Origin of the sequence: Pseudomonas mercuritolerans (assembly GCF_025706525.1) — a bacterium.
Taxonomy (GTDB): Bacteria; Pseudomonadota; Gammaproteobacteria; order Pseudomonadales; family Pseudomonadaceae; genus Aquipseudomonas; species Aquipseudomonas mercuritolerans.
This window is the reverse complement of sequence record NZ_JAMSHA010000004.1, coordinates 205,398-231,358: the sequence shown is the minus strand read 5'-3', so window position 1 is coordinate 231,358 and position 25,961 is coordinate 205,398. Positions and strand designations below refer to the sequence as shown.

Here is a 25,961-nt window from a genome sequence, read left to right as displayed (position 1 = left end):
CACCCGCAAAAACGGATATTCACCCAAAACCCCAAAAGCCTGGTCGGCCCAAAGGCCGCCACGGCCCAAAAAAAAGCCCCTCAAAACCGAGGGGCCCAAAAAACCAGCTCAGAAACCCAATCAGGTCATCTGAATAATGGTCTGCATAATCGTGCTCTGCGTCGAAATGGTCTTGGCGTTCGCCTGATAGTTGCTCTGACCCTTGATCAGATCAACCAGCTCATTGGTCAGGTTAACGTTCGACTCTTCCAGCGAGTTGGACACCACCTCACCCAACGTACCGGTCTTCGGCGCATCGTAGCCCGGAATACCCGAAGCGAACGTCTCTTTCCAGCTGGTGCCACCCACAGCCTGCAAGCCCTGTTCGTTGGTGAAGCTGGCCAGCGCAACCTGACCGATCGCCTTGCTCTGGTTGTTGCTGAAGTTGGCAAACAGCGTACCGGTGCCGTCGATGGTCAGGTTGGTGATCTGGCCAGTGGCGTAACCATCCTGAGTCGGAATCGTACGCGAGGTATCAGCGTTGTACTGAGTGGTCTTGGCCATCGAAATGGTCACGCCATTCGGGTTCGCTGCCGCGCCGTTAGGCGTGAACACACCATTGGTCACAGTGCCCGGTACCCAGCCCGTCAACTTCAGATCGCTGCTGATGATCGGGTTGGCTGGATCCGCCGGGTTAGGCGTGCTCACCTGAACCAGCTTGCCGGAGCTGTCGAACGACAATGTCGAAGCAACCGGCGCAGTGGTCACGGGGTTGCTACCGGTAGCATCCGGGTTACGGCCATCGACCAGGGTGTAAACCTTCCAGGTGTTTTCGCCGGTCTTGACCATGTACTGGTCCATGACGTGGGAGTTGCCCTGGGTGTCATAGATCGGCGTGCTGAACGACTTGGTGTAAGTCTCAGGCTTCGACGGATCAAACTTGACGGCGCTGGCGCCGGTATCAACGATCACTGGCGCCGACGAGTTGAGGTTGATGCTCGAAGTCACCGAAGAAGACGACTTCGGCGCCAGGTTCGAGGTGTCGATCTTCAGATCGGTCAACACGCCGTTGATGATTTTGCCGTTGGCATCCACACCGTAACCCTGCAGACGCGAGGTGTAGTCGGTGTTGGTGATGTAACCGGCGTTGTCGACCTTGAACGTACCGGCACGGGTGTACGAGATCGAGCCGTTGTTGCTCATGGTGAAGAAACCGGAACCGTTGATACCCATGTCCAACACGTTACCGGTGTTGTTGATGTCACCCTGGGTGAACTGCTGGGACACGTTGGCCAGGCGCACGCCGTTGCCGATGACTTTGCTGCCGCTGCCCAGACGAGTCGACGAATAGACGTCTTCGAATTCTGCGCGCGAGGATTTGAACCCGGCGGTGGCGACGTTGGCGATGTTGTTGCCGGTGACGTCGAGTTGTTTGTTGGCGGCATAGAGACCGCTAAGGCCGATGTTAAAAGACATGTTCCACTCCTTCGTGCCGGGTTAGTCGGCTCTATATACCAATGGTTTGTACTTTGGACAGGGCTACGGTGCCCTTGCCGGCCAGGTTGAGCATCAGCTCGCCACCGGTCTGGCTGATCGTCACGCTGTTGACGGTCGCTGGCAGGTAGGTCGCCAGATCGGTCGCGGTGCCGTTGATCGGTGCGTTGGCCTTGAACGTGTAAGTGCCGACTGGCACCACGGTGCCGGCAGTGTCCTTGCCGTCCCAAGTGAAGCTGGCATCGCCGGCAGCGCGGCTGCCGAGGTCGATGGTGCGCACGGCTTTGCCGTCCTTGTCGGTGATGGTCACGGTGCCGCCGGCAATCGACGAAGGCACGGTGACCGAACCGGTCAGGCCTTTGCTCGGGTCATCGAGCTGGGCGGTGTTGGTCTGCACGATCACGTTGCGACCGACCAGCGACGACGCTTGCAGCGCCTGCGACGAGTTGTAGTTGCCGGCAAGGCCACTGACGGTGGAGTTCAGCGTGGTGATGCCTTCAAGGCTGCTGAACTGCGCCAGTTGCGCAACGAACGCGCTGTTGTCCTGCGGGTCGAGCGGGTTCTGGTTTTTCAGCTGGGTGACCAGCAATTGCAGGAAAGCATCCTTGCCCAGTGCCTGGCCGCCGGTGGCACTGTTGGTCGCCGAAGCGATGCCGCCCGACGTAGTGCTGCTGGCCTTCTTCGACGAGTTGGCCAGGATGTCGTTCATGCTCAGGCTGCTGGTGGTATCCGTAACGCTCATGGCAGTCGCCCCTTATTACTGACCGAGGGTCAGTACCTTCTGCATCATGGTTTTGGCGGTGTTCATCATTTCCGCGTTGGTCTGGAACGAGCGGCTCGCGGAAATCATGTCAGCCATTTCTTCCACCACGTTGACGTTCGGGTAGTAGACATAGCCCTTGGCGTCGGCGGCCGGATGGTTCGGCTCGTAGCGCGCTTCGAGGTTGCTCTGGTCTTCGACGACGCCGAGCACCTGCACGCCCTGCCCGGCTGCGTCCTGGTTCTGGAACAGCGAATTGCTGCCGCCAGCCTGGCCGCCCTGGAACATGGTGGCGAATACCGGATGGCGCGCGCGGTAGGTCTGGTCGATGCTCGACGAAACGGTTTCGGCGTTGGCGATGTTCGAGGCCACGGTGTTCAGGCGTGTGGTCTGCGCGCTCATGCCGCTGCCGGCAATGTTGAAAACGCTGGACAGGGACATGGATTATTCTCCGCGCAGGGCTGACACCAGCCCTTTGAATTTGCTGTTGAGCAAGGTGAAGCTGGCCTGGAAGCCGACGGCGTTTTCCGCGTAGTTCGACTGTTCCAGTTGAGCGTCGACGGTGTTCTGGTCGATCGAAGGCTGCATCGGCGTGCGATACATCAGCGACTCGTCGCCGTTGCCCAGCCCTTCAGCCTCGATGTGCCGGCTGTTGGTCATGTTCAGGGCAAAGTGGCCGCCGGTCTTGGTCTTCTCGGTCTGTGCTTCGAGCACTTTGGAGAAATCCAGATCCCGCGCCTTGTAGTTCGGGGTGTCGGCGTTGGCGATGTTGTTGGCCAGCACTTCGGCACGCTGGGCGCGGAAGCCCAATGCCTTTTCGTGGATGCCCAGCGCTTTGTCGAAGCTGATGCTCATGTCGGGAACCTTCAGGTGACCGGTTTTTCGTATCTGAGCTTTAGCAAGCGCCGTGCCAAATGGAGGAACCCCCGTATTCCGGGGCTTTGCGCCGAACAGGCTAAGCGGCAATGCCAGAAAAGCGGCAACCGGTTACCGCCGGATGCCGCTTTTCTGCCGCTTGCCGTCGTTGCCAGGTCAGCGCAGATCCCTGTGGGAGCGAGCCTGCTCGCGAAGGCGGCGTGTCAGGCGCCAACTGTCTTACGGACAGACCGCTTTCGCGAGCAGGCTCGCTCCCACAGAGGGTTTGTGGTGTTCGTGGAAAATAATTCGGGCATAAAAACGGGAGGCTTAGAAGGCCTCCCGTTTCTGTATTGCCGCAAACCGCTTATTTCGCCTTGTAGATAATCCCCGGGCTGCACTGGACCATCTGGTAATGATCCGGCAATCCGTTCAGCGCTTCCGAAGCGCCAAGGAACAGATACCCGCCCGGCTTCAACGTGCTGTGAATGCGCAACAGGATGTCCTTCTTCACTTCGGCAGAGAAGTAGATCAGCACGTTGCGGCAGAACACGATGTCGAACTTGCCCAGCGCTGCGTAGCTGTCGAGCAGGTTGAAGGAGCGGAATTCCACCCGGCTCTTGATCGGCGCCTTGACCACCCAGCGCCCCGGCCCTTTCGGGTCGAAGTAGCGTTGCAGGCGTTCCGGCGACAGGCCACGACCGATCGCCAGGCTGTCGTACTCGCCGGTCTTGCAGTTGTTGAGCATCAGGCCCGACAGATCGGTGGCAACGATCTGCACGCCCATCTTCAACTGACCCAGGTTGCTGCGCTCGAACTCGTCGATCGACATCGACAGCGAGTACGGTTCCTGTCCCGACGAGCAGGCCGCCGACCAGATCCGCAGACGCTGGTTGGGGCTGGCCTTGATCGCTTCCGGCAGTACCTTGTTCTTCAAGACTTCAAACGGATAGGTGTCGCGAAACCACAGGGTTTCGTTGGTCGTCATGGCATCGACCACCTGCTCGCGCAAACCGCTGCGCGGCTGGGTCTGGATGCGCTGTACCAGCTCACCCAGGGACTTGATGCCTTGCTGCTCCATCAGTTTGTTGAGACGGCTCGAGACCAGATACTGCTTGTTTTCACCGAGCAGAATGCCACAGGCTTTTTCCAGGAAGACCCGGAACTGTTCGAAATCCAAATTACCCGTAGACAATGATGCCGCCTCTTAAATCGTGTTGACCGCCAGGGGCAGAAGGCCCCTAGCTGATATCTGCTGCTTTGATCCGGTCGACTACCCGGGATGCGAGGTCATCAGGACGGAATTTGGCCAGGAAGTCATCAGCACCGACTTTCTTGACCATCGCCTGATTGAATACCCCCGACAACGAAGTATGCAGGATGATATGGAGCTTTTGCATGCGTGCGTCGCCGCGGATTTCCGCCGTCAGGGTGTACCCGTCCATCTCCGGCATCTCGATGTCGGAAATCATCATCAGGAACTCTTCTTCCGGCTTCTTGCCCTCGTCGACCAGCTTGCGCAGGTAATCCAGCGCCTGCTTGCCGTCGTTCAGCGCCACCACTTCGACACCGATGGTCTGCAGACAACGGGTAACCTGCTTGCGCGCCACCGACGAGTCATCGACCGTCAGCACCCGCAGCGACAACGCCTTGGTCTGCGTCTCGACATCGACCACGCCCACCGAAATCGCTTCCGGCGTCGGCGCCACTTCGGCCAGCACCTTCTCGACGTCGATGATTTCGACCAACTGATTGTCGACCCGCGTCACAGCCGTCAGGTAGTGATCGCGACCGGTGCCCTTGGGCGGCGGATGGATCTCTTCCCAGTTCATGTTGACGATGCGCTCCACCGAGCGGACCAGGAAACCCTGGGTCTTGGTGTTGTACTCCGTGATGATCACGAACGGACTGTTCTTGTCTTTCAACGCACCGGAGCCCGTTGCCATTGCCAGATCCAGGATCGGAATGGTCGCTCCCCGTATATTCGCTACCCCGCACACGACAGGACTGGATTTGGGCATCAACGTCAGCGACGGGCATTGCAACACTTCCCGTACCTTGAACACGTTGATCCCGTAGAGCTGCGGCCCGTCGAGACGGAACAACAGCAGCTCGAGGCGATTCTGCCCTACCAGTTGCGTGCGCTGGTTCACCGAATCCATTACACCAGCCATGCCCAGACTCCTACACCAACGCCAAGTGTTGTTGCGACGCACATTCATTGCTAAACGGCACGGCGCTTGCTTTTTAACTCGTATGAACGCTCAAACGACATTTTCCCGACGCCTGACATCCTCCCTTCGCAAAGGGCTTTGCGCGGTGTCCGCCGTTTGCTGCTTGCTTGCTGGCAGTCCTGCCCATGCAGATGCGGTTACCTTGCCTGATATGCTTATCGGCGTGACTCAGGGCTTTCTTGAATTCACCGTAGAAGACTATTTGGCTTCCAGTCAAACCGAAGGCCGCTACGAAATCGAAGTGAACCAGCTCGACCCGCGCATGCGCATGCCCATGTGCGACAAGGAATTGACAGCCACGCTGGAGAGCCCGGCACGCCCGCTGGGCCGCGTCACGGTGAAGGTTCGCTGCGAAGGCAGTTCGCCCTGGACGGTGTTCGTACCCGCTCAAGTCCGCCTGTTTCGCGAGATCGTGACAACCACTCGTCCGCTGAAACGCGCCGGCATTATCGAGCCGCAGGACGTGACCTTGCGCGAGCGCGACGTCAGCACGATCAATCAGGGTTTCCTGACCTCGGTCGACGAAGCGATCGGGCAGAAACTTACCCGACCAACGGTCGCCGATCAGGTCATCACCCTGGTGCATCTGGAACAGGCCGAAGTGGTGCGCAAGGGTGACCAGGTGGTGATCACTGCGCGCAGCGGCACCCTTGCCGTACGCATGCCGGGGGAAGCGCTCTCCAATGGCGGCATGAAAGAACAGATTCGAGTAAAAAACCTTAACTCTCAAAGAGTTATCAAGGCGCAGGTGATTGCGCCGGGACAGGTCGAAGTGGCCATGTAAAAGCCTCGTGGAGAAAACTGGCGCCGATCCCGTCGCTTCCCTAAACTGTGCCGCAGCAGGTCTCGCAACGGCGCATGCAAGCTTATGGTTGATTGGGCCTAAAGTTTTTCAGGGGATAGCCGAAAACATGGCAAGCGTCCAAATTCCCAGAGGTTTTTTATCATGGTTATCGATTTCAACCGATTGAACAGTTCCTCGTCACTAACCGGCAGCACACGTACCAGCAACGCCAAGGAAAGCGCTGAAAACAGCCCCTCCGCACCGCTGAATACTCAGGCCGAACCGGCCAGTGCCGCCAAAAGCGGGGAATCGGTACACCTCAGCAATGAGGCTCAACAGTTGCAGAAGGTCACTGACAAGCTGCGCGATCAGCCTGCTGTCGACAAAGCCCGTGTGGCCGAGTTGAAAGCCGCGATTGCCGATGGCAGCTATAAAGTCGACAGCAACCGTGTAGCCAGCAAACTGCTCAACTTCGAAGCCCAGCGCTAGGCTTTTGCCGGCGCCAGGCTTTTGGACGCTTAAACCCCAAGGCCAGCCATGCACGACACTAACTTATTGCAACTGATCAACGACGACTTTGCTCCAGCGCAACAATTGCTGGAGTTATTGCAAACCGAATCCCTCGCTTTGCATGGTCGTGACATGCCGTTGCTGGAAGAAATTCTGGCGACCAAGCAAGCGTTGATCATTCTGCTCGAGCAGCATGGCCGCAAGCGCAGCGAAATCCTCGCCAGCCTCAACCTGCCGACCGATCGCACAGGTCTCGAGCAACTGGCCAGCCAGTCGAGCATTGGCGACCAGTTGCTAACCCAGGGCGACGCCCTGACCGCGCTGATCGCCCAGTGCCAGGCTGCCAACGTCAAGAATGGCCAGTCGATCCAGATCCAGCAGGCGACCACGGCCAATCAGCTGAAAATCCTCACCGGCGGCGAGCCGCCAGCGCTTTACGACGCCAGCGGCACCTTTGCCAAACCGGTCAAGCCGCGAACGCTCAGCCAGGCATGAGCCATTCGCTGACCCTGCACTATCCACTTGCGCAACATGCTGGCAAAATACTGGCCAGCCGTAGTCTTATTTTGTCTGGAGATTGAAGAACCGTGTCCAACACCCTAAGCGCGGATGATGCTCCGCAGCCTCCGAAGGTGCTCACCACGCCACTGGAAATCTCCAGCAATCTGCGCCAGCTGCAAGACAGCCACGATCCGCTGATCATCACCTTCCATGAACGCAGCCAGCGTTTTCAGAGTTACCTGATCAAGGTCGACCGCGAAACCGCAACGATTGCGCTGGACGAAATGATCCCGCGCGATGGAGAGCGCTTCCTCCAGGCTGGCGAACCGTTCAAGGTCGAAGGCTTTCATGACGGCGTGCGGATTGCCTGGGAATGCAACGGCACGCTGAACATCGAAGAATCCGACGGCGACCGTTTCTACACCGGCGACCTGCCGAGCGAAGTGGTCTACCACCAGCGCCGTAACGCCTTCCGCGCTGCGCTGAAACTCACCGATCTGGTCAGCGTCGAACTGGGCGGCGAAAAGCTCAAGGCGCCTATCCACGGCAAGCTGCTGGATATTTCCGCGACCGGTTGCAAGTTCCGCTTCGAAGGCGACATCACTGATCGCCTGCAACTGGGCCAGGTCTACGATCGTCTGATCGCCCCGCCGCTGTTCGGCAATCAGCCAACGTCGGTGGAGCTGCGCTATCTGCATTTCGAAGAAAAACTCAACATCACCTTCGCCGGTCTGCGCTTCCACAACATCAGTGGCCAGGCTGCGCGCAACGTCGAGCGTTTTGTTTACCAGTTGCAACGTGAAGCACGGCGTTTTGACAAAGACGATCTCTGAGTCGCAGCGATCAAAAAAAAGGGCAGTCCCGCACAGGGCTGCCCTTTTTTATGCGCCGGTGTTTACCTTCGATTCAGGGCCTGCCACCGCTGATATCCGGCGCAGGCTTATCGTCATTGCCGCTGTCCAGTTCGGTTTCAACGACTGCTTCCGGCTGCGCTTCGGGCTCAGGCTCAGGCTCAGGAGTGACCGGCGCCGGGTCCTGGACCATCTGCTCCTGCACCACCTGCTCGTCGACACGCGGGTCAAGGGCCGCCACCAGCGGCGAGCTCGACATGCTGTCCGGCATCGCCACGTGATGCAGCGGTGCGTCGTCGACCTGGTGCAGGTTGGTCACTGCTTTCGGACGAATCCGCCAGACCAGCACCAACGCGAAGAAACTGAAGAACGCATACAGGCTCTGACTGCCGAGAAACTTCATCAATACACCCGCCAGCAGCGGCCCAATGCTCGCGCCGACGCCGTAAGTCACCAGCAGCATGGCGGTCAGCGACACCCGGCGATCGCCTTCGACGTGGTCGTTGGAAAACGCCACCGCCAGCGGATACAGGCAGAATTGCACCAGCGAACAGAAGAAACCGACGACGAACAGCACCTCCAGCGGCACCTGCGGCATGATCGCCAACGGCAACGCCGCCACCGCCAGAAACCCGGCAAAGCAGCGAATCAGCAGCGCGCGGTCGTAGCGGTCGGACAACCAGCCCAACGGCCACTGCACCAGCAGACCGGCAAAAATGCAGCTACCCATGAACAGACCGACCTGCTCGGTCGACAGCCCTTGCTGCGAGGCGTACAGCGGTGCCAGACCATAAAACGAACCAATGATCAGACCGGCGCCGAGCACCGTGCTCAGCGATTGCGGCACCCGTTTGATAAAGAAGCGCGGCTCCATCGGCGCCGGATGCAATGGCGCCGGGTGAATCCGCCGGGTCAGCGTCACCGGTACCAGACACAGGGCAAAGCACAGCGCCACCAGCATCAGCAGTTCCAGGCCGAGCCCAGGGTGCATGACCAGAATCAGCTGGCCCAGCACCAGGCCCAGGTACGAGGCGATCATGTAACCGCTGAACACCAGCCCGCGCTGATTGGCGTCGGCCTGCTCGTTGAGCCAGCTCTCGATGACCATGTACTGGCACATCATGCCGAGACCGACGATCGTCCGCAGCACCAGCCACGCCGGTAGCCAGTCCACCAGCCCATGGCCGAGCACCGCCGCGCCGACGATCCCGGCACACGCCGAGTACGCACGGATATGCCCGACCCGGGCAATCAGGCGATGGCCGATCTTGCCGCCCAGCACCAGACCGAAATAGTTGGCCGCCATCAGCGCCCCGACCCACAAACCGTCGACGTTGTCGGCGGCCAGACGCAAAGCCAGATAAGTAGAGAGAAGACCTGAGCCGATCAACATCATCAGCGAGGCGAAATACAGCGCTCGAAAGGATTTCCAGATTTGGCGCATCGGCGTTCCGAGCGGCTCCTTGCAGTAAATACCGGGCGGTCAGAACGACTGCCCGGCAGCAGCGATACGTCAGGCCTGGGCGGCCAGCACACGGCGCTCCCAGGGAGTGATTTCATCAAAGAAACTGGTCAACTCCATGGTCTTCGAAGCGATGTAGCCTTCGATGAACTCCGACCCGAACAGTTCCCTCGCCAACTGGCTACGTTTCAGACGCTCCAGCGCGGCGTGTAAGGTACACGGCAAGGCCAGATTATCCGGCACGGCGAACTCACCCTGGATTGCCGCGCTCGGCTCCAGTTCCTGCTCGATGCCATGCAAACCCGCAGCCAGACTGGCGGCGATCGCCAGATAAGGGTTGGCGTCGGCGCCCGGCAAGCGGTTTTCGACCCGACGTGCGGCCGGCGAGCTGGCGGGAATACGCAAGCCGGCGGCGCGATTGTCATGGGACCAACAGGCATTGTTCGGCGACGCGTACGGATGACACAGGCGCTGATAGGAATTCACGTTGGGCGCAAACAGTGCGGTGAAATCGGCGAGGCCTGCCTGTTGTCCGCCGATGAAGTGGCGGAACATCGACGTCGGCTCGCCGTTCGAGTCAGTGAATACATTCTTGCCGCTGCCGATCTCAACGATGCTCTGGTGAATATGCATCGAACTGCCCGGCGTATGCGCCAGCGGTTTGGCCATGCACACCACGCTCAGGCCATGCTTGAGCGCGACTTCCTTGAGCAAGTGCTTGAACAGGAACGTCTGATCGGCCAGCAGCAGCGGGTCGCCGTGCAGCAGATTGATCTCGAACTGGCTGACGCCCATTTCATGCATGAAGGTGTCGCGCGGCAGGCCGAGGGCCGCCATGCATTTATACACTTCGCTGAAGAACGGCCGCAGACCGTTGTTGGAACTGACGCTGAACGCCGACAAACCGTCCTCGCGGCGGCCGTCGAGGCCGACTGGCGGACGGAACGGCTGGGTCGGATCGGTATTGGGTGCGAAGACAAAAAATTCCAGTTCGGTCGCCACCACCGGCGCCAGGCCGTGCGCAGCGTAACGGGCGATGACCGCTTTGAGCTGGCCACGGGTCGAGAGACTGGAGCTCTCCCCGCTCAGTTCGTCAGCGTCGCAAATCGCCATGGCGCGCGGCTCGTCGCTCCAGGGCAAGCGGTGAATCTGCGCAGGATCGGCGACCAGCGCCAGATCGCCGTCATCGCTGCCGTAGAACCGCGCCGGCGGATAGCCGCCCATGATGCATTGCAGCAGCACACCCCGCGCCAACTGCAAACGCCGCCCCTCGAGGAAACCCTCGGCGGTCATTACCTTGCCCCGTGGCACACCGTTCAGATCCGGGGTGACACATTCAATCTCATCAATGCCGGTCAATCGCTGCGCGAGTGAACCCTGGCCATCGGTTGTCATGACGCAATCCTTGTTATTGTGCGAGCCGCGAACGGCGACCCGGACAAAATAGGCTTCGCCTGTTCGGAATATCAAGCAGCGCCCACAAAAATCCCTATCCTGCAGAACCCGTAGGAGCTGCGTAGGAGCTGACGAGTGCAAGAGACCTCAGGGCAGGTAGAGGCTGAACACCCCACCACCCAACGGCCCGCCATTGCTGATTTCGGTGCGCCCTTCCACGCCGTTGCGCTGATGCAGCGCGGCGATGCGATTGGCGAAATACAGGCCCAGGCCGGTGCTGCCGCTGCTGTGATTGATGCCCTGCACATAATCGGCCTGACGCTCGAGCATCTCTGCTGGATAGCCGTCGCCATCGTCATTGATGCTCAGCACCAGTTGCCCGGCTTCGTCGCTGACGGTAATCAGCAGCGACTCGCGGGCGTAACGGATCGCATTGTTGATGCAGTTGCCGAGCACCGAGGCGATCAGCTCGCGATCGAAGAAACCCAGCGGGCTCAACGGATCGACTTCATAGGTGGCGATGATGCCGCGACTGGCAAACACTTCCTGATGCGCGGCCAGTTGCGCCTCGATGAAATCGTCGAGTTCGTGATACGCCGGCTGCAGCGGCAACTGATTCACGCCGAGTTTGTACAGCCCGAGCAACTGCACCAGCATGCCGTTGAGGTGGGCGAACTCGAAGTCGATCACGCCCTGCTCCGAGCCGTCGCGCAGCTCTTTCGGCAGACGCGCCAGCCACTGGCTGTGCGCCTGCATCAGCATGGCCAGGGAGTTCTTCATGTCGTGGACGGTGGAGGCAATCACCGTGGAAAAATCCAGCGCCGGATCAATTGGGTTCATTCGCCAAACGCCTTGCTTTTCAGCTTCTGATAACGCGCAAAACGCGCGTCGGTGTCGGGCATCAGGCCCACCAGTTTCAGGCAGGCCCGACATTCTTCCAGCTCCGCCGACGGCACACTGGTGTCGGTGCCGTGCAGCAGCGACTGGGCCAGGTTCAGCGCAATACTGATGTTTTTCGGTTGCAGCTTGAGCGCCTTGCGGAAGACCTCGCGGGCCTCGACCAGATTGCCGGTCTTGTACACGCGCACGCCCTGGCGGTTGAGATCGGCCGCAGCGTTGCTCGAACTGAGAATGGTCGGATCGTCGGTGAGCTTGGCAATGTCTTTCATCACCGCCGGGTCATCACCGTAGATCTCTGCGCAGCTCTTGAGCATCGAAGTGCCCGCCTCGGCCTGACCGAGCATCTGCAACTGCTTGGCCACCAGCAACGCCGCCTCGGGGCTCATGAATTGCTCCATGCCATCGAGGCGCATCAGCGCTTGTTCGGTGAGTTTGTCAGCGGTTTCGGCGTCGTTGAGCAACAGGCTGGTGGCCTTCATCAGACGCGCGCGAATTTGCAGGCCGGGATCGCTCGGATTCTCCTTGGCCACGGCGCTGAGGGTGGTGTTGATCTCCAGCCGCGTGCGCGTGTCGAGGCCGCGATCGCTGCCCTTGCTGATCAGCGCGTGCGCCAGGCCGAGATTGCTTTCCGGGTCCTTGAAACGCGACTGCGCGCCCTGCGCTACCGCTTGGCGATAAGCACGCGAGGCGGTTTCGAAATCTTCGTTGGCCATGGCCAATTTGCCGAGCAAAGCCTGGCGGCGCACCGCGAGCGGCGACAGACGGATCGCTTCTTCGAGCACCCGCTGCGCGCCTTTGCTGTCGCCTTCGGCCACCAGCACATCAGCCATGCCGTCATACAGCGCCGGCATCATCGGGAACACTTTCAAGGCCTTTTCATAGACCTCTTTGGCCTGCGAGACCTGCCCGCGTTTGAACAGCAACTTGCCCAATCCAGCGAAGGCCCACGGCAACGGACGGTCGGCAATGATGCCGTCGTAGAGTCGCTCCAGCGCTTCGTTCTGATTCATGTCGCGCAGCGCATCGGCGCGGTAGCGCAGGCACAGCGGCGAATAGCGGATGTCCTGTTTGCACAGGGCAATACAGGCATTGAGCACCTCGACCGGCTTACCGCGATCGAGGGCTTGCAGAATCGGTTTGAGCAACGTCTTGCGTTGCTCCAGACGCTCAAGGCGCTGGGCCAGTCCGGAACGGTTGAACGGCTTGGTCAGGTACGCATCCGGCTCATGCTCCAGCGCACTGAGCACCATCGCCTGACTGGTCTCAGCGGTGACCATGACGAAAACGGCTTCGTGGCTGATGAGCTTTTCCGACATCAGGTCTTCGAGCACCTGCTGGCCGTTCTTCTTGCCGTCGCCGAGATGGAAGTCCTGAAGAATGAAATCGTAGGACTTCTGCGAGCACATCTTCAGCGCCTGCTCGCCAGTGTCGGCAGTATCGACATCCTTGACGCCGAGCTCACGCAACATCGAACGCACGGAACTGCGGAAATCGGAAAAATCATCGACGATCAGAAAGCTTTTTTGGTGATACGACGACATCGAGGATTTCCAGGCAATTGAAGAAAACGAACCGAGGCGATTTCAGGCGCGCAGATGATAGCTGGAGGCCATGCGCCATCAAGCGATTTCGCTGGAGTCTGAACTCACCGTTCGGGTTATCGGCCAAAAATGCCCGGGCCTGAGGGTGATGCTTCAAGAATGTTGCCTGGAGTATTACTCTGCGCGCCTGCTCAAGGATTTTCATAGGGACTGAATCGTGTACATCAAGGGACGCTACATCCTGTCGGCCTTTTTGCTGCTGTTTATCCAGCCAATGCGTGCGGCGGCAATGGACTGCACCAAAGCGGCGAACGACGTGGAAAACACGATTTGCGCGAATAAACCGCTTTATGAGCTCGACGCGCAAATGGGCACGCAGTATCGCCAACTGATGACAACTGCCACAGCGACGCAACCTGAGCTCAAGCGCACCCAGCGCGCCTGGCTAAAAACCCGCAATGCCTGCGCAGTCGATGTCGCTTGCCTGGATGGCAGCTACCGCCAGCGCCTGCAAGCATTGCAGGCACAGTGGACGCGAGCCGCAATGTGGCAGCCGGACGCCGTGGATCTTCAGGCGATGAACGATCTGCAGGAAAGCATTCGTGCCGAGAGCAAAAAGCACCCGGAATTTGCGCTGGAACATGCCTTGGCCGCACGGGCTTTCGAGTCTTCGCAGACATCATTCGCGGGCGATCCAGTCGACAGTTATGGCGAGCAAACCCACTTCCCCAAGTCGCGCCCCAAAGGCGTGAGCGAGGACGAATGGAAAGCATTGAACGCCTCACGCATTGAAGGCGCCGCCGAGACCGGACGGACTTCCTACGCACTGCTGGATCTGGACAATGATGGCCAGCGCGACCTTATCGTCGACACATACGCAGGCGGCACTGGCTTGTTCACCTACGTGGAAACCTGGCGCCGAACGGGCGAGCGGTTTGTCAAAAGATCGGTCGAGCCGGAAAGCTCGCTGTTCTACACCAACGACCGTGGCGCCAATCAGGCAATCAGCTGGATCAGGCTTCACGACAGAATTTATGCCGCTTACCGAAACGGCGCCTATGGTGTCGATAATCTGTACCTGCTCAATCCGCTGAAGATCAACCGTCAGGTACCGACGGTGTCCGTGCGTTACGCTTACTCCCTGCAAGTGCCAACCACGCAACATAAAGAAGACGGCACCAGCACCTATGACCTCGAAGCGGATTTGCACGCGGCACTCGACCACGCCGTCACTCAAGCGATGAAAGCCGCCCCCGACTCAACCAATACCTCGCCCCTTTGCCCAATTCCTCCCACGGGTACCGGAGACGGCGATTACTACAGCTACGGCCCAACGCACTATGCCATCGAAAAGATCACCGACCTGCCGGTAATGATTGGCGGCGAATGCTACATCGGGGCGCTGGTCAACTGGTTCGGCAGCTACAGCGAAAAGGCTGGGTTATTCGCCCAACTGGCCGTGCGCAAGCCGGGCGTCGAGGCCAGCGGGACTAGCTACGAAGTCTACGGCCGCCGGCATGTTACCGAGGTCAGCGGGAGCCTTGGCAAAGTCGAAATCAACGACGACTGACCACCGATCATCACACCGGCAAAATAATCGGCACGGTTGCCAATCGCCGGAGGTCAAAGACACAGACAGCACATTTGTCCTTCAAAAATGCAGGCAGATCCCCAAATGAGGTTTATTCTGCTCAATTACCTGCGCCCCCGGACGTCCGCGATACGCTTGTACCGCCACAAAAAAAGGCCGAAGTGATGACCTCGAAAACCCCTGCCTCGCCCTCTGCGCCCGAGCGCAAGGATGTGACCCCCAGCCACCTGAATTTCCCGGTGGTGGGCATCGGCGCCTCGGCGGGCGGCCTGCAAGCGATCAAGCTGTTTTTCGAGCATATGCCGAAGGACAGTGGCATGGCGTTCGTGATCATTTTGCACCTGTCGCCCGATCACCAAAGCATCGCCGACCAGATCATTCAGGAATCGACGCGCATGCCGGTGCTGCAAGTGACGCAGCCGGTGCCGATCGAAAAGAACTGTGTGTACGTGATCTCGCCAGCGCATTCGCTGTCGATGAACGACGGCTATCTGCGGGTCAGCACGGCCGGTTCGCCGCAGGCGCGCCACACGGCCATCGACCTGTTCTTTCGCGATCTGGCCGATGTGCACCGTGAGCGGGCGTTCTGCGTGGTGTTGTCAGGCACCGGCTCCGATGGTGCGGTGGGCTTGTCGCGAATCAAGGAACAGGGTGGCGTGACGCTGGTACAAGTGCCGGAAGACGCCGAGTTCGACGGCATGCCGCGCGCCGCCATCGAGACGCGCATGGTCGATCTGATACTGCCAGTGGTCGAGATGCCGCAGAAACTGATGGAGCTGTGGCGCAACTCTCAGAACATCAAATTACCCAGCGCCAATGATCCCGACCTGAAAGCCTTGAAGCCTGCAAACGAACACGAGGCGTCGATCGCCGAACAACGCCTGCATGAAATCCTGTTGTACCTGCGCAGCAGCACCGGTCACGATTTCAAACACTACAAGCGCGCCACCGTGCTGCGCCGCATCGAGCGGCGCATGCAGGTCACCAGCCAGTCTGACCTCAGCGCTTACTACAACTACCTGCAAAATACCCCGGAAGAAGCCAAGGCCTTGCTCGGCGATATGCTGATCGGCGTGACCAACTTCTTCCGTGACCGCGAAGCCTTCGAAGCCCTCGAGCGCGATGTGCTGCCGCAACTGGTGCAGTCGGTTGCCGACTCGTCGGAAAAAGAAGAACTGCGCATCTGGTCTGCCGGTTGCTCGACCGGCGAGGAAGCCTACAGCCTGGCGATCCTGCTCGACGATCAGATGCAGGTACAAAGCAGCAAGGCCAACCTGCAAGTGTTCGCCACCGATATCGACGAACGCGCGATCACCACCGGCCGCGCCGGCACCTACCCGCAAGCCATCGTTACCGACGTACCGCCAACCCGCTTGCGACATTATTTCGTCAAGGACAATGAGCATTACCGGATTCGCAAGGAAATCCGCGAGAAAGTGCTGTTCGCCAAGCACAGCCTGTTGTCCGACCCGCCGTTCTCGCAGATCGACCTGATCGTTTGCCGCAATCTGCTGATTTACCTGGATCGCGAGGTGCAGCGGGAAATCCTGCAGATGTTCCACTTTGCCCTGCGACCGGGCGGTTTCCTGTTTCTCGGCACCTCTGAAAGCGCCGATGCCTGCCATGAATTGTTCGCGCCAGTGGACAAGCGCAACCGCATCTTCCGCGCCAAGACCGGTACCCCGAACAGCCGTCGCACCCCGACCATGCCACGTGGCGGTTACATGCGCACCAGCGTTTCCCGACCGCCATCGAAAGCCATCGAGCCCGTCAAGCTGTCGTTTGCCGATATCCACCGCCGCGCCATAGAACGCTTCGCCCCGCCGAGCATCATCGTCGACACCAATGCCGATATTCTTCACATGAGCGAAGCCGCCGGGCGTTTCCTGCGGCATGTCGGCGGCGAGCTGTCACGCAACTTGCTGACGCTGATCCTGCCGGAACTGCGCCTGGAAATTCGCACGACACTGTTCCAGGTGCAGCAAAGCAACCTCACTGTGTGCTCGCGTGAAGTGCTGCTCAAGCGCGAGGAGCGCCAGTACCGCATCACGCTGATTGCGCAGCCGTACAAGGACGACGACTTCGACAGCGAGTGCGTGCTGGTGACCTTCGATGAAACGGAGATCGACGCGCACGAGCAGGCGCTGACCACGGTGCTGCAGACTGAAAGCCAAGTGCTCTCGAACCTGGAACGTGAGCTGCAACGCACCAAATTGCATTTGCAGGACACCATCGAACAGTCGGAAATCTCCAGCGAAGAGCTCAAGGCTTCCAACGAGGAGATGCAGGCGATCAACGAAGAATTGCGCTCGGCCACCGAAGAGCTCGAGACCAGCAAGGAAGAGTTGCAGTCGATCAATGAAGAGCTGTTGACGGTCAATTACGAGCTGAAGACCAAAGTCGAAGAAACCGACAAGATCAACGATTATCTGACCAATCTGATCGCTTCTACCGACATTGCTACGGTGTTCGTCGATCGCAGCATGCGCATCAAATGGTTCACGCCGCGCGCCACCGACATCTTCAGCATGTTGCCGGTAGACACCGGCCGTTCACTGCTGGATATCACCCATCGCCTGAATTACCCCGCGATGACCGAGGACGCGGCGCAAGTGTTCGAATCGCTGAACATGATCGAACGCGAGGTCAACAGTACCGATAACCGCTGGTACATCGCCCGCTTGCTGCCTTATCGCTCCAGCGAAGACCACATCGACGGCACCGTGTTGACCTTCATCGACATCAGCAAACGCCGCGAAGCCGAGGAAGAGCTGCGCCTGGGCGAAGAACGCATGCGTCTGGTCGCTGAGAGTACGCGTGATTACGCGATTATCATCCTCGATGAAATGGGTGCGATCACCAGTTGGAACAAAGGCGCTGAACTGATCTTTGGCCACAGCAAAAACGAGGCCGAAGGTCAGTACTACGATTTCATCTTCACAGCCGAAGACCGTGCTGCCGGCATGGCTGAAAGCGAATTGTCCACCGCCCGCCAGCACGGCCGCTCGGAGGATGAGCGCTGGCATGTGCGCAAGGATGGCAGCCGATTCTTCTGCAGCGGCGAGGTCACCAGGCTCAGCGGCGACCGCTTGCAGGGCTATGTAAAAATCGCCCGCGACCTGACCGGACACAAGCGCCAGCAGGATGAACAGAGCAAGGAACTGGCGCAGACGCGCAATACCGTGTCCCTGCGTGATGAGTTCTTCGCGGTCATGTCCCATGAACTCAAGCACCCGCTCAACCTGATCCAGCTCAACGCCGAACTGCTGCGGCGCCTGCCGATGATCCGTACTGCCGGCCCGGCGACCAAAGCGGTCAATACCATCTGCGATGCCGTGAACAGTCAGGCGCGGATCATCGACGACCTGCTTGATGTAGCACGGGTGCGCACCGGCAAGCTCAAACTGCAATTGGCGCGTGTCGATCTGAGCGCGGTTCTGCGTGACATACACACGGTAGTGCTCAATGAGCAGCACGCCACGCGCATCGACCTGCAATTGCCTGAAGCACCGTTGATCATTCATGCCGACCCGACACGGGTCGAGCAGATCATCTGGAATCTGGTCAACAATGCGCTGAAGTTCACCCCACCGAGCGGGCGCATTGAGTTGATCGCCAGCAAGAGCGGGAAAATGGCGCAACTGGACGTCAAGGATAACGGCGTCGGCATCGCAGCGGAAAACCTCGAACACGTCTTCGATCTGTTCGGCCAGGCGGAAAAACAGCACACCAACCATCAACGTGAAGGCTTGGGCATCGGCCTGTCACTGGTGCGGCAACTGACCGAAGCCCAGCACGGCACGGTGAAGGTTACTTCGCCGGGGCTCGGCGCCGGTTGCACCTTTACCGTTCGCCTGCCGCTGTCGACTGATGTCGAAGAAACCGCTGCAACAGCCGAGGTTGAACCGGTTTCCGGCAAGCTCGATGGCTTGAGCATTCTGCTGGTCGACGACTCGCCGGAAGTGCTGGAGACCTTGAAGCTGCTGCTGGAGATGGAAGACGCCGACGTAACGGCCTTCGATCATCCGGTGGCAGCGCTGAAAGCCGCTGAGAGCACGCGCTTCGATCTGATCATCTCAGACCTCGGCATGCCGGTCATGACCGGCTATGAACTGATGGCTGCCCTGCGCAAGCTGCCACTGGTGAAAAACGTACCGGCGATCGCCCTCACCGGTTATGGCACTCAGAGCGACATGCAGAAGTCCCGTGAAGCCGGATTCGATCAGCATCTGGGCAAACCGGTGGCGTACGACGACCTGATTGAAACCATCGAGGCGTTGCGCCGCTCGGAGTTGCTGTAGAGCTCGCCAGCGCTCCAACGCAAAAAGCCCCGCCACACAATCAAGTGAGGCGGGGCTTTTCGTTTTTGAAGAGGTGGTGTCCCAGGCGGGGTTCGAACCTGCAACCTTCCCCTTAGGAGGGGGATGCTCTATCCAATTGAGCTACTGAGACACTGATTGACGCGGGCTGTATGCGGCGCGACAGACGGCGTGCATGTTAACGGCCGGCCCCTGTTTTGTCATGTCGTCCGTAGGGCTTTTTAAGTGTAGGCAAACGCCCTGGAAGATTGCGGGAACTTTTACCGGGCAAATTGCACTACGCGGAAATGCGGTCATTGCAGATTGCAATCAGCGTCGCCAGAAAAAACATACCAAACCCTTGTTTTTAAAGGACTTATCAGCCGTTACACTGTTGGCACGGCGGCTGCTATGCCTGTTCTATCAAAAAGAACAATTTGGAGCGTCGTGCCATGAACAGCACCCTCTTGCTTGCAAACGCAGCGGCATTGGCTTTCTTGCTCGGATCGCATTTTTTTCCCAAGGCTGACGTTGAGCAGCCAGTGGCGCAGCGCATGCCGCATTACCTGCAAGTGCAGAAAGCGCCGCAGTGGGCAGTGTTGAGTGAACGCAGCGACGCTTCTACACAAATGGTCAGCGAGCCTGAGCAAGCCTCGGCGCCAATCACCGAACGTCTGGTTTTTTGAAATATCTTCAGGAGTACAACATGTCCAAATCGGCGACAGGATTTCTGATCCTCGCTTTACTGAGTGGCGTTACCCACCTGGCGCTGTTCGAGGAGACGGAAGTCACCTTGCCTCTGGTTGGCTGTGGCGTGTTTGCGGTGCTGTTCGTGCTGGCGCTGATTGCAGGGCGCAAGATCAAGTTCGATCCGGTTCTGCGTTGAGCCGGATCACCTCGAGTAATGCAGAGACAGCTGCAGCAAGATCAGCAGAATTGTCGATCTGATGAACGGGGCTGTCGCTGGATCTTCGGTCTTTGAACAGTGCGTTGCGAGCCAGCCTCGCATCGATCTGCCCAGGGGTTTCCCGGCCTCGGCTGAGCAAGCGCTTGCGCAGGACATCATCGTTGACTGTCAGCAGAATCGGCACCAGGGTTGGATACCTCTCCATTGCTTGACGCAGGTTCGCTCTTGACCCGTTAACCAGTACGTGCCGGCCCGCTTGCAACCATTCATCCATTTCCCTTGGAATGCCGTAGGAGAGGCCGTTGGCTTGCCAGGCCAAGGAAAAAGCGCCGGCGTGCTGTCGCCGCTCGAACTCTTCAGGCGTCACGCCAATTGCATCTTCGCCGACGGACTCCGCCGAGCGGGTAATCACCCGGCGCATTACTTCACAGTTCAACGCCCGCAGTGGCTCACGCGATGCATCAATCAGGCTGTCCTTGCCCGAACCGGACGGCCCCATCAGGTAAAAAAGCTTGCCATCCATCCCGAAAACGCCCTCCGACGGGTCCTGCCTCTAGTAAATCGGCAAATTGCCACTATCCTGTACACATAGGGATCAAGAATAGCGAGCCGCATAGCATGCACGTTCCGAAGTTTTCGGACATCAACAGATGTGCATTCAAAAGCGGGCAGCGATACGGAAGGATGGAAAGTTTTCCAACCAGTCCGCATTTCTGACAACTGGTGCTGGCATTACGCCTTTACCCGGCTCAATATTTGTCACAGAATTGACGCCAATGATCTGGCAATTTTGAGGCATGATGCCGGCCTCTTAACAATTCAGGTTGAACCAATTGGTCCGGATGCTTGTCCTACCACACATCCTGCGGCCAATCCCGAGAACCGCTCCCCTGAACTAACCGGTTAAATATATGCGCCCATTGAAACAGGCAATTTATTCCAGCCGTACGGCTGACAAGTTTGTCGTACGTCTGCCAGACGGAATGCGTGAACGCATTGCCGAGGTGGCTCGCAATCATCATCGCAGCATGAACTCCGAGATCATTGCGCGCCTTGAGCAGAGTCTTATTCAGGAAGGCGCACTGGGCGAAGAGCTGAGCATGCGCCTGGACAGCCCGGAGCTGTCGCTGCACGAGCGCGAGCTGTTGCAACGCTTCCGTCAGCTGTCGCACCGTCAGCAGAACGCCCTGGTGTCGCTGATCGCACACGACGCAGAAATGGCCGCAGACGCGTCCTGAGTTATACCGAACATATTGAAGCCAGCATGATTGCTGGCTTTTTTTTGCCCGCAATATGACAGATGGCCGCTTGGCAATTGAGTGTGGCGAGGGGATTTATCCCCGCTGGGCTGCATGGCAGCCCCAAAAACAATGGGACTGCTGCGCAGTCCAGCGGGGATAAATCCCCTCGCCACGGTTACTTGTACTTGCGCTTATATCTGTTTGGCAGGCACAAAAAAGCCCGTCGATTTGACGGGCTTTTCATTGCACGAGGTCAGAGCAGGAAGATGGTCGCCAACCCGAGGAAGATGAAGAAGCCACCGCTGTCGGTCATTGCCGTGATCATCACACTGGCGCCCATCGCCGGATCGCGCCCCATTTTCGCCAGCGTCATCGGGATCAATACGCCCATCAACGCCGCCAGCAACAGGTTGAGCGTCATCGCCGCCGTCATTACCACGCCGAGTGACCAACTGCCGTAGAGCATGTACGCGACCACACCGATCACCCCGCCCCAGACCAGACCGTTGATCAAACCGACCGCCAGCTCTTTGCGCATCAAGCGCGAGGTGTTGCCGGTGCTGACCTGATCCAGCGCCATGGCGCGCACGATCATGGTGATGGTCTGGTTACCGGAGTTGCCACCGATACCCGCCACGATCGGCATCAGCGCCGCCAGTGCCACGAGCTTCTCGATCGAACCTTCGAACAGACCGATCACCCGCGATGCGACAAATGCAGTGATCAAGTTCACCGCCAGCCACGCCCAACGGTTACGCAGGGACTTCCACACCGAGGCGAAGATATCTTCCTCTTCGCGCAGACCGGCCATGTTGAGGACTTCGCTTTCGCTTTCCTCACGGATCAGGTCGACCATTTCGTCGATGGTCAGACGGCCGATCAGTTTGCCGTTCTTGTCGACCACCGGCGCCGAGATCAAGTCGTAACGTTCGAATGCCTGAGCGGCGTCGTAGGCATCTTCGTCCGGGTGGAAACTGACCGGATCGCTGGCCATGACTTCCGCGACCTGCTTCTCCGGATCGTTGACCAGCAGACGCTTGATCGGCAGCACGCCCTTGAGCACGCCGTCGTAATCGACCACGAACAGTTTGTCGGTGTGACCAGGAAGCTCTTTCAGGCGACGCAGGTAACGCAGGACCACTTCAAGGCTGACGTCCTCACGGATCGTCACCATCTCGAAGTCCATCAGCGCACCGACCTGATCCTCGTCATAGGACAGCGCCGAGCGCACGCGTTCGCGCTGCTGGTTATCCAGACTCTCCATCAGCTCATGGACAACGTCTCGCGGCAGCTCGGAGGCCAGGTCAGCGAGTTCGTCGGCGTCCATGTCCTTGGCCGCAGCCAGGAGCTCGTGATCGTCCATGTCGGCGATCAGCGTCTCACGGACGGAATCGGATACTTCAAGAAGAATGTCGCCGTCGCGATCGGCCTTGACCAGTTGCCAGAGCGTCAGACGATCGTCCAGCGGCAAGGCTTCAAGAATGTAGGCTACGTCGGCGGAGTGCAGATCATCGAGCTTGCGTTGCAGCTCGACGAGGTTTTGCCGGTGAACCAGGTTTTCCACGCGGTCGTGGTGCGGACCTTCCTGGCGATGAGTCAGGTCTTCAACGACACGTTGGCGCTGCAGCAACTCGACGACCTGAGCCAGGCGGTCCTGCAGGCTTTCCTGTGTTTTCTTTACTTCGATTTCGGACATAGGCGAACTCCACTCCCAGCAGCGGGGCACGCCGGAAGGATCAATCAGTCAATTCATGATTGGTGAAACGGTTTACTGAACAACTACTGGGTAAGTCCATGGAGGTTTTCCATAAGCCCCGGCGGGGCTGACGGGCGCAATGATACACGCCTGACGGTTTAAAACGTTGAAAAAATCACGGCTGAAACAAGCGCTTGCGAAACAAACCTGAGCACCTGCCTGACCCGTGCAAATGCGACGACTCATCTTGAAAAGAAAACACACCGGCAATGCAAAAAGCAGCGACTACCCTTGAGCTTAGATCGTCATGGAGGACATCGAATGCCAGCGAAACCCGCGCTATATCTACTGACCGCCCTGCTCCACATCACGCCTGCCAACGCCACCACACTTCATCGTTGCCAGGCCACTGACGGCGGCGTCACCTTCACATCGATGAGCTGCGCAACTGGCGAGCAACTCTCAATTCAGGAGGTCCACCCCTATTCACCCGGCTGGGTCACAATCATGCCGGAGTTCAATCACGAAGCCGCGACCGGCATGAAAGACAGCGGACGCGAACCGGGCATCGTCGGCAGCATCGAACACAAATGTGGAAACCTGATCGATAACAAACAGCGGCGCGAAGCGATCATCAATCGGCGAGTGATTGCCGGCATGAGCCAGCGGGACGTCGAAAGCGCACTGGGCAAGCCCGACAAGATCAACACTCGCACGTCGACCACGAGCTATCGTTACGACCTCAAGCGAGGCCGCAGTGCTCAAATTGATTTTGATGAAAGAGGCTGTGTGAAGGGAAAAGCCAAATCCCGGACAGCAAAAAGCCCGCGTTAAACGCGGGCTTCTTGGTATATGGTGCACTCGACAGGATTCGAACCTGTGACCGCTCGGTTCGTAGCCGAGTACTCTATCCAGCTGAGCTACGAGTGCATTTTGTGTTTTTAAACCAGACCACAACTGGCTGAAGCCGAGTTACTCACCTTACAGCAAATAACTCTTAAATGGTGCACTCGACAGGATTCGAACCTGTGACCGCTCGGTTCGTAGCCGAGTACTCTATCCAGCTGAGCTACGAGTGCATTTGTTGCCGCGCATTATAGGCCGTCTAATCTCTATGTCAAACACTTTTTCTAGTAATTTCAACAACTTACAGAAGAAGCCAGATTACGACGTACTAAGCAAATAATGGCGGAGAACGGGGGATTCGAACCCCCGACACCCTTTTGAGGTGTACTCCCTTAGCAGGGGAGCGCCTTCGGCCACTCGGCCAGCTCTCCGCAACACGGGGCGTATATTAACCAGCTTCTTCCCCGTTTGCAAACATAAAAATCGATAAAAATTAATGGCTTGGTTCTTCGTCCTTCTCTTTCTTTATACGCAGGTAAATTTCCTCACGGTGCACCGCAACCTCTTTCGGAGCGTTGACGCCGATACGCACCTGGTTTCCTTTGACGCCGAGCACGGTCACGGTGATTTCGCCGTCACCGATAATCAGGCTTTCCGCGCACCGACGAGTCAGAATCAGCATACCTTTCTCCTTACGCCATTCATTTCAGGGACAACAGTCTGCAAAAAAAAGGCACCCGACCTACAACCGCAGCGATCGTAGCCCTACATGCCTGAGTATTGACCAGCGCGAGCAAAAGAACAGTTCCGGGGCCCGCGCCATTCAAAAATAAAGGGCGCGGTCAGACCGCGCCCTTCACAGAATCGGATTACTCGCCCTGACGGGCCGGAGCATCCAGTTCGAAAGCCGTGTGCAGCGCGCGCACGGCCAGTTCCAGGTACTTCTCTTCGATCACTACGGAAACCTTGATTTCCGAAGTCGAGATCATCTGGATGTTGATGCTTTCTTTCGCCAGGGATTCGAACATGCGGCTGGCCACGCCTGCGTGGGAACGCATGCCGACGCCGACGATCGAGACCTTGGCGATCTTGGTGTCGCCAACGACTTCACGGGCACCGATCTCGCGAGCGGTGTTTTCCAGCACGGTCTGTGCGGCCTGGTAGTCGTTGCGGTGCACGGTGAAGGTGAAGTCGGTGGTGTTATCGTGCGCGACGTTCTGCACGATCATGTCGACTTCGATGTTCGCGGCACTGATCGGGCCGAGAATCTTGAACGCCACGCCCGGGGTGTCTGGCACGCCACGGATGGTCAGCTTGGCTTCATCGCGGTTGAAAGCGATGCCGGAAATGATCGGCTGTTCCATGGTTTCCTCTTCATCAATAGTAATGAGGGTGCCCGGACCCTCCTTGAAGCTGTGCAGTACGCGCAGCGGAACGTTGTACTTGCCGGCGAATTCCACCGCACGGATCTGCAGCACCTTGGAGCCGAGGCTGGCCATTTCCAGCATCTCTTCGAAGGTGATCTTGTCCAGACGCTGAGCGACCGGCACCACACGCGGGTCGGTGGTGTAGACACCGTCGACGTCGGTGTAGATCTGGCATTCATCCGCCTTCAACGCTGCAGCCAGTGCCACACCAGTGGTATCGGAACCGCCGCGACCGAGGGTGGTGATGTTGCCGTGCTCGTCGACACCCTGGAAACCGGCGACAACTACCACGCGGCCGGCCTTCAGATCACCGCGAATCTTCTGGTCATCAATCTGCAAGATACGCGCTTTATTGTGCGCACTGTCAGTCAGGATCCGCACCTGATTACCGGTGTACGACACCGCCGGCACACCGCGCTTGATCAGCGCCATGGCCAACAGGGCAATCGTCACCTGCTCACCGGTGGACACGATCACGTCCAGCTCGCGCGGAACCGGTTGCGCCTCGCCACTGATTTGCTTGGCCAGATCGATCAGACGGTTGGTTTCGCCGCTCATTGCAGACAGCACAACCACCAGGTCATCGCCGGCATCGCGGAATTTCTTAACCTTGTCGGCGACCTGCTCGATTCTCTCGACAGTGCCGACCGAGGTGCCTCCAAATTTCTGTACGATCAAAGCCATTTCAA

At 58.6% G+C, this 25,961-nt stretch carries 24 protein-coding genes and 4 tRNA genes; 10 read left to right on the top strand and 18 right to left on the bottom strand.

Annotated features, from left to right (window positions below; translation table 11 throughout):
- Positions 1-120 precede the first annotated feature (120 nt).
- The 6 genes from flgE to ND528_RS13120 all read right to left on the bottom strand — a co-directional run bounded on the left by flgE (position 121) and on the right by ND528_RS13120 (position 5,262).
- Positions 121-1,455, bottom strand: coding sequence for a flagellar hook protein FlgE (gene flgE, locus ND528_RS13145; protein WP_130912376.1), 1,335 nt, complete (start codon positions 1,453-1,455; stop codon positions 121-123).
- Positions 1,456-1,486: 31 nt separating this feature from the next.
- Entirely contained in the window at positions 1,487-2,215 is a 729-nt protein-coding gene (gene flgD, locus ND528_RS13140; RefSeq protein WP_130912377.1) for a flagellar hook assembly protein FlgD, read from the bottom strand.
- A gap of 15 nt (positions 2,216-2,230) precedes the next feature.
- Complete coding sequence (flgC, locus tag ND528_RS13135) at positions 2,231-2,674, bottom strand: flagellar basal body rod protein FlgC (RefSeq protein WP_016773614.1); 444 nt, start codon at positions 2,672-2,674, stop codon at positions 2,231-2,233.
- A 3-nt stretch (positions 2,675-2,677) separates the two neighbouring features.
- Entirely contained in the window at positions 2,678-3,088 is a 411-nt protein-coding gene (gene flgB, locus ND528_RS13130) for a flagellar basal body rod protein FlgB (RefSeq protein ID WP_016773613.1), read from the bottom strand.
- A gap of 367 nt (positions 3,089-3,455) precedes the next feature.
- Positions 3,456-4,283 carry a protein-glutamate O-methyltransferase CheR gene (gene cheR, locus ND528_RS13125; protein ID WP_016773612.1) on the bottom strand — a complete coding sequence of 276 codons (828 nt, stop codon included), beginning with the start codon at positions 4,281-4,283 and terminating at the stop codon, positions 3,456-3,458.
- Positions 4,284-4,329: 46 nt separating this feature from the next.
- Positions 4,330-5,262: a chemotaxis protein CheV gene (locus ND528_RS13120; protein ID WP_016773611.1), complete on the bottom strand. Its 933-nt coding sequence runs from the start codon at positions 5,260-5,262 to the stop codon at positions 4,330-4,332.
- A gap of 82 nt (positions 5,263-5,344) precedes the next feature.
- Between ND528_RS13120 and flgA the strand changes: the two genes are divergently transcribed.
- The 4 genes from flgA (at position 5,345) to ND528_RS13100 (ending at position 7,950) form a co-directional block, all read left to right on the top strand.
- The gene (flgA, locus tag ND528_RS13115) at positions 5,345-6,106 is read left to right on the top strand and encodes a flagellar basal body P-ring formation chaperone FlgA (protein WP_073472167.1); all 762 of its coding nucleotides are present in this window, start codon (positions 5,345-5,347) and stop codon (positions 6,104-6,106) included.
- 162 nt (positions 6,107-6,268) lie between these two features.
- Complete coding sequence (gene flgM, locus ND528_RS13110) at positions 6,269-6,595, top strand: flagellar biosynthesis anti-sigma factor FlgM (RefSeq protein ID WP_042607188.1); 327 nt, start codon at positions 6,269-6,271, stop codon at positions 6,593-6,595.
- Positions 6,596-6,643: 48 nt separating this feature from the next.
- A complete protein-coding gene (locus ND528_RS13105) occupies positions 6,644-7,111 on the top strand; it encodes a flagella synthesis protein FlgN (RefSeq protein WP_041479278.1) in 468 nt (155 codons plus the stop codon).
- Between the two features lie 92 nt (positions 7,112-7,203).
- Positions 7,204-7,950 carry a flagellar brake protein gene (locus ND528_RS13100; protein WP_137213935.1) on the top strand — a complete coding sequence of 249 codons (747 nt, stop codon included), beginning with the start codon at positions 7,204-7,206 and terminating at the stop codon, positions 7,948-7,950.
- 73 nt (positions 7,951-8,023) lie between these two features.
- Here ND528_RS13100 and ND528_RS13095 read toward each other — a convergent pair whose 3' ends face one another.
- The 4 genes from ND528_RS13095 to ND528_RS13080 all read right to left on the bottom strand — a co-directional run bounded on the left by ND528_RS13095 (position 8,024) and on the right by ND528_RS13080 (position 13,266).
- On the bottom strand, positions 8,024-9,412 hold the full coding sequence (locus ND528_RS13095) for an MFS transporter (RefSeq protein WP_263470487.1): 1,389 nt from the start codon (positions 9,410-9,412) through the stop codon (positions 8,024-8,026).
- Between the two features lie 69 nt (positions 9,413-9,481).
- Entirely contained in the window at positions 9,482-10,723 is a 1,242-nt protein-coding gene (locus tag ND528_RS13090) for a glutamine synthetase family protein (RefSeq protein WP_212617050.1), read from the bottom strand.
- Between the two features lie 249 nt (positions 10,724-10,972).
- Entirely contained in the window at positions 10,973-11,665 is a 693-nt protein-coding gene (locus tag ND528_RS13085; RefSeq protein WP_016773604.1) for a sensor histidine kinase, read from the bottom strand.
- On the bottom strand, positions 11,662-13,266 hold the full coding sequence (locus tag ND528_RS13080) for a tetratricopeptide repeat-containing response regulator (RefSeq protein WP_016773603.1): 1,605 nt from the start codon (positions 13,264-13,266) through the stop codon (positions 11,662-11,664). The genes ND528_RS13085 and ND528_RS13080 overlap by 4 nt, the downstream gene beginning before the upstream one ends.
- Positions 13,267-13,483: 217 nt before the next feature.
- On the opposite strand from ND528_RS13080, the gene ND528_RS13075 reads away from it, so the two are divergent.
- Both ND528_RS13075 and ND528_RS13070 read left to right on the top strand, forming a co-directional pair.
- Positions 13,484-14,836, top strand: a complete 1,353-nt coding sequence (locus ND528_RS13075; protein ID WP_212616930.1) for a lysozyme inhibitor LprI family protein — start codon at positions 13,484-13,486, stop codon at positions 14,834-14,836.
- 185 nt (positions 14,837-15,021) lie between these two features.
- Entirely contained in the window at positions 15,022-19,158 is a 4,137-nt protein-coding gene (locus tag ND528_RS13070) for a CheR family methyltransferase (protein WP_263470486.1), read from the top strand.
- A gap of 74 nt (positions 19,159-19,232) precedes the next feature.
- On the opposite strand, the gene ND528_RS13065 is transcribed toward ND528_RS13070, so the two are convergent.
- Positions 19,233-19,309: transfer RNA gene (locus ND528_RS13065), tRNA-Arg, on the bottom strand.
- A 298-nt stretch (positions 19,310-19,607) separates the two neighbouring features.
- Here ND528_RS13065 and ND528_RS13060 point away from each other — a divergent pair.
- The gene (locus ND528_RS13060) at positions 19,608-19,841 is read left to right on the top strand and encodes a hypothetical protein (protein WP_041479268.1); all 234 of its coding nucleotides are present in this window, start codon (positions 19,608-19,610) and stop codon (positions 19,839-19,841) included.
- Between the two features lie 20 nt (positions 19,842-19,861).
- Positions 19,862-20,041, top strand: a complete 180-nt coding sequence (locus ND528_RS13055; RefSeq protein ID WP_016773599.1) for a PA3371 family protein — start codon at positions 19,862-19,864, stop codon at positions 20,039-20,041.
- On the opposite strand, the gene phnN is transcribed toward ND528_RS13055, so the two are convergent.
- Complete coding sequence (gene phnN / locus ND528_RS13050; RefSeq protein ID WP_263470485.1) at positions 20,016-20,585, bottom strand: phosphonate metabolism protein/1,5-bisphosphokinase (PRPP-forming) PhnN; 570 nt, start codon at positions 20,583-20,585, stop codon at positions 20,016-20,018. The two genes, ND528_RS13055 and phnN, sit on opposite strands and share 26 nt — an antisense overlap.
- 388 nt (positions 20,586-20,973) lie before the next feature.
- On the opposite strand from phnN, the gene ND528_RS13045 reads away from it, so the two are divergent.
- Entirely contained in the window at positions 20,974-21,300 is a 327-nt protein-coding gene (locus ND528_RS13045) for an Arc family DNA-binding protein (RefSeq protein WP_003178899.1), read from the top strand.
- A 256-nt stretch (positions 21,301-21,556) separates the two neighbouring features.
- Here ND528_RS13045 and mgtE read toward each other — a convergent pair whose 3' ends face one another.
- Positions 21,557-22,999, bottom strand: a complete 1,443-nt coding sequence (gene mgtE / locus ND528_RS13040) for a magnesium transporter (protein ID WP_016773597.1) — start codon at positions 22,997-22,999, stop codon at positions 21,557-21,559.
- 321 nt (positions 23,000-23,320) lie between these two features.
- On the opposite strand from mgtE, the gene ND528_RS13035 reads away from it, so the two are divergent.
- On the top strand, positions 23,321-23,833 hold the full coding sequence (locus ND528_RS13035; RefSeq protein ID WP_263470484.1) for a cell envelope protein SmpA: 513 nt from the start codon (positions 23,321-23,323) through the stop codon (positions 23,831-23,833).
- A gap of 19 nt (positions 23,834-23,852) precedes the next feature.
- Here ND528_RS13035 and ND528_RS13030 read toward each other — a convergent pair.
- From ND528_RS13030 to ND528_RS13010, 5 genes are all read right to left on the bottom strand, one after another.
- Positions 23,853-23,929 (bottom strand) — tRNA-Arg (locus ND528_RS13030).
- 72 nt (positions 23,930-24,001) lie between these two features.
- Positions 24,002-24,078, bottom strand: a tRNA-Arg gene (locus ND528_RS13025).
- Positions 24,079-24,185: 107 nt separating this feature from the next.
- Positions 24,186-24,276: transfer RNA gene (locus ND528_RS13020), tRNA-Ser, on the bottom strand.
- A gap of 62 nt (positions 24,277-24,338) precedes the next feature.
- Complete coding sequence (gene csrA / locus ND528_RS13015; RefSeq protein WP_002554426.1) at positions 24,339-24,527, bottom strand: carbon storage regulator CsrA; 189 nt, start codon at positions 24,525-24,527, stop codon at positions 24,339-24,341.
- A gap of 187 nt (positions 24,528-24,714) precedes the next feature.
- Entirely contained in the window at positions 24,715-25,956 is a 1,242-nt protein-coding gene (locus ND528_RS13010; RefSeq protein ID WP_016773595.1) for an aspartate kinase, read from the bottom strand.
- Between the last annotated feature and the right edge of the window lie 5 nt (positions 25,957-25,961).

What these genes read in the sequence shown, in the direction of transcription:
- flgE (WP_130912376.1), bottom strand. Translation starts at nt 1,455, where the DNA reads ATGTCTTTTAACATCGGCCTTAGCGGTCTCTATGCCGCCAACAAACAA.
- flgD (WP_130912377.1), bottom strand. Translation starts at nt 2,215, where the DNA reads ATGAGCGTTACGGATACCACCAGCAGCCTGAGCATGAACGACATCCTG.
- flgC (WP_016773614.1), bottom strand. Translation starts at nt 2,674, where the DNA reads ATGTCCCTGTCCAGCGTTTTCAACATTGCCGGCAGCGGCATGAGCGCG.
- flgB (WP_016773613.1), bottom strand. Translation starts at nt 3,088, where the DNA reads ATGAGCATCAGCTTCGACAAAGCGCTGGGCATCCACGAAAAGGCATTG.
- ND528_RS13120 (WP_016773611.1), bottom strand. Translation starts at nt 5,262, where the DNA reads ATGGCTGGTGTAATGGATTCGGTGAACCAGCGCACGCAACTGGTAGGG.
- flgA (WP_073472167.1), top strand. Translation starts at nt 5,345, where the DNA reads ATGAACGCTCAAACGACATTTTCCCGACGCCTGACATCCTCCCTTCGC.
- flgM (WP_042607188.1), top strand. Translation starts at nt 6,269, where the DNA reads ATGGTTATCGATTTCAACCGATTGAACAGTTCCTCGTCACTAACCGGC.
- ND528_RS13105 (WP_041479278.1), top strand. Translation starts at nt 6,644, where the DNA reads ATGCACGACACTAACTTATTGCAACTGATCAACGACGACTTTGCTCCA.
- ND528_RS13095 (WP_263470487.1), bottom strand. Translation starts at nt 9,412, where the DNA reads ATGCGCCAAATCTGGAAATCCTTTCGAGCGCTGTATTTCGCCTCGCTG.
- ND528_RS13090 (WP_212617050.1), bottom strand. Translation starts at nt 10,723, where the DNA reads ATGACCGCCGAGGGTTTCCTCGAGGGGCGGCGTTTGCAGTTGGCGCGG.
- ND528_RS13085 (WP_016773604.1), bottom strand. Translation starts at nt 11,665, where the DNA reads ATGAACCCAATTGATCCGGCGCTGGATTTTTCCACGGTGATTGCCTCC.
- ND528_RS13080 (WP_016773603.1), bottom strand. Translation starts at nt 13,266, where the DNA reads ATGTCGTCGTATCACCAAAAAAGCTTTCTGATCGTCGATGATTTTTCC.
- ND528_RS13070 (WP_263470486.1), top strand. Translation starts at nt 15,022, where the DNA reads ATGACCTCGAAAACCCCTGCCTCGCCCTCTGCGCCCGAGCGCAAGGAT.
- ND528_RS13060 (WP_041479268.1), top strand. Translation starts at nt 19,608, where the DNA reads ATGAACAGCACCCTCTTGCTTGCAAACGCAGCGGCATTGGCTTTCTTG.
- ND528_RS13055 (WP_016773599.1), top strand. Translation starts at nt 19,862, where the DNA reads ATGTCCAAATCGGCGACAGGATTTCTGATCCTCGCTTTACTGAGTGGC.
- phnN (WP_263470485.1), bottom strand. Translation starts at nt 20,585, where the DNA reads ATGGATGGCAAGCTTTTTTACCTGATGGGGCCGTCCGGTTCGGGCAAG.
- ND528_RS13045 (WP_003178899.1), top strand. Translation starts at nt 20,974, where the DNA reads ATGCGCCCATTGAAACAGGCAATTTATTCCAGCCGTACGGCTGACAAG.
- mgtE (WP_016773597.1), bottom strand. Translation starts at nt 22,999, where the DNA reads ATGTCCGAAATCGAAGTAAAGAAAACACAGGAAAGCCTGCAGGACCGC.
- ND528_RS13035 (WP_263470484.1), top strand. Translation starts at nt 23,321, where the DNA reads ATGCCAGCGAAACCCGCGCTATATCTACTGACCGCCCTGCTCCACATC.
- csrA (WP_002554426.1), bottom strand. Translation starts at nt 24,527, where the DNA reads ATGCTGATTCTGACTCGTCGGTGCGCGGAAAGCCTGATTATCGGTGAC.
- ND528_RS13010 (WP_016773595.1), bottom strand. Translation starts at nt 25,956, where the DNA reads ATGGCTTTGATCGTACAGAAATTTGGAGGCACCTCGGTCGGCACTGTC.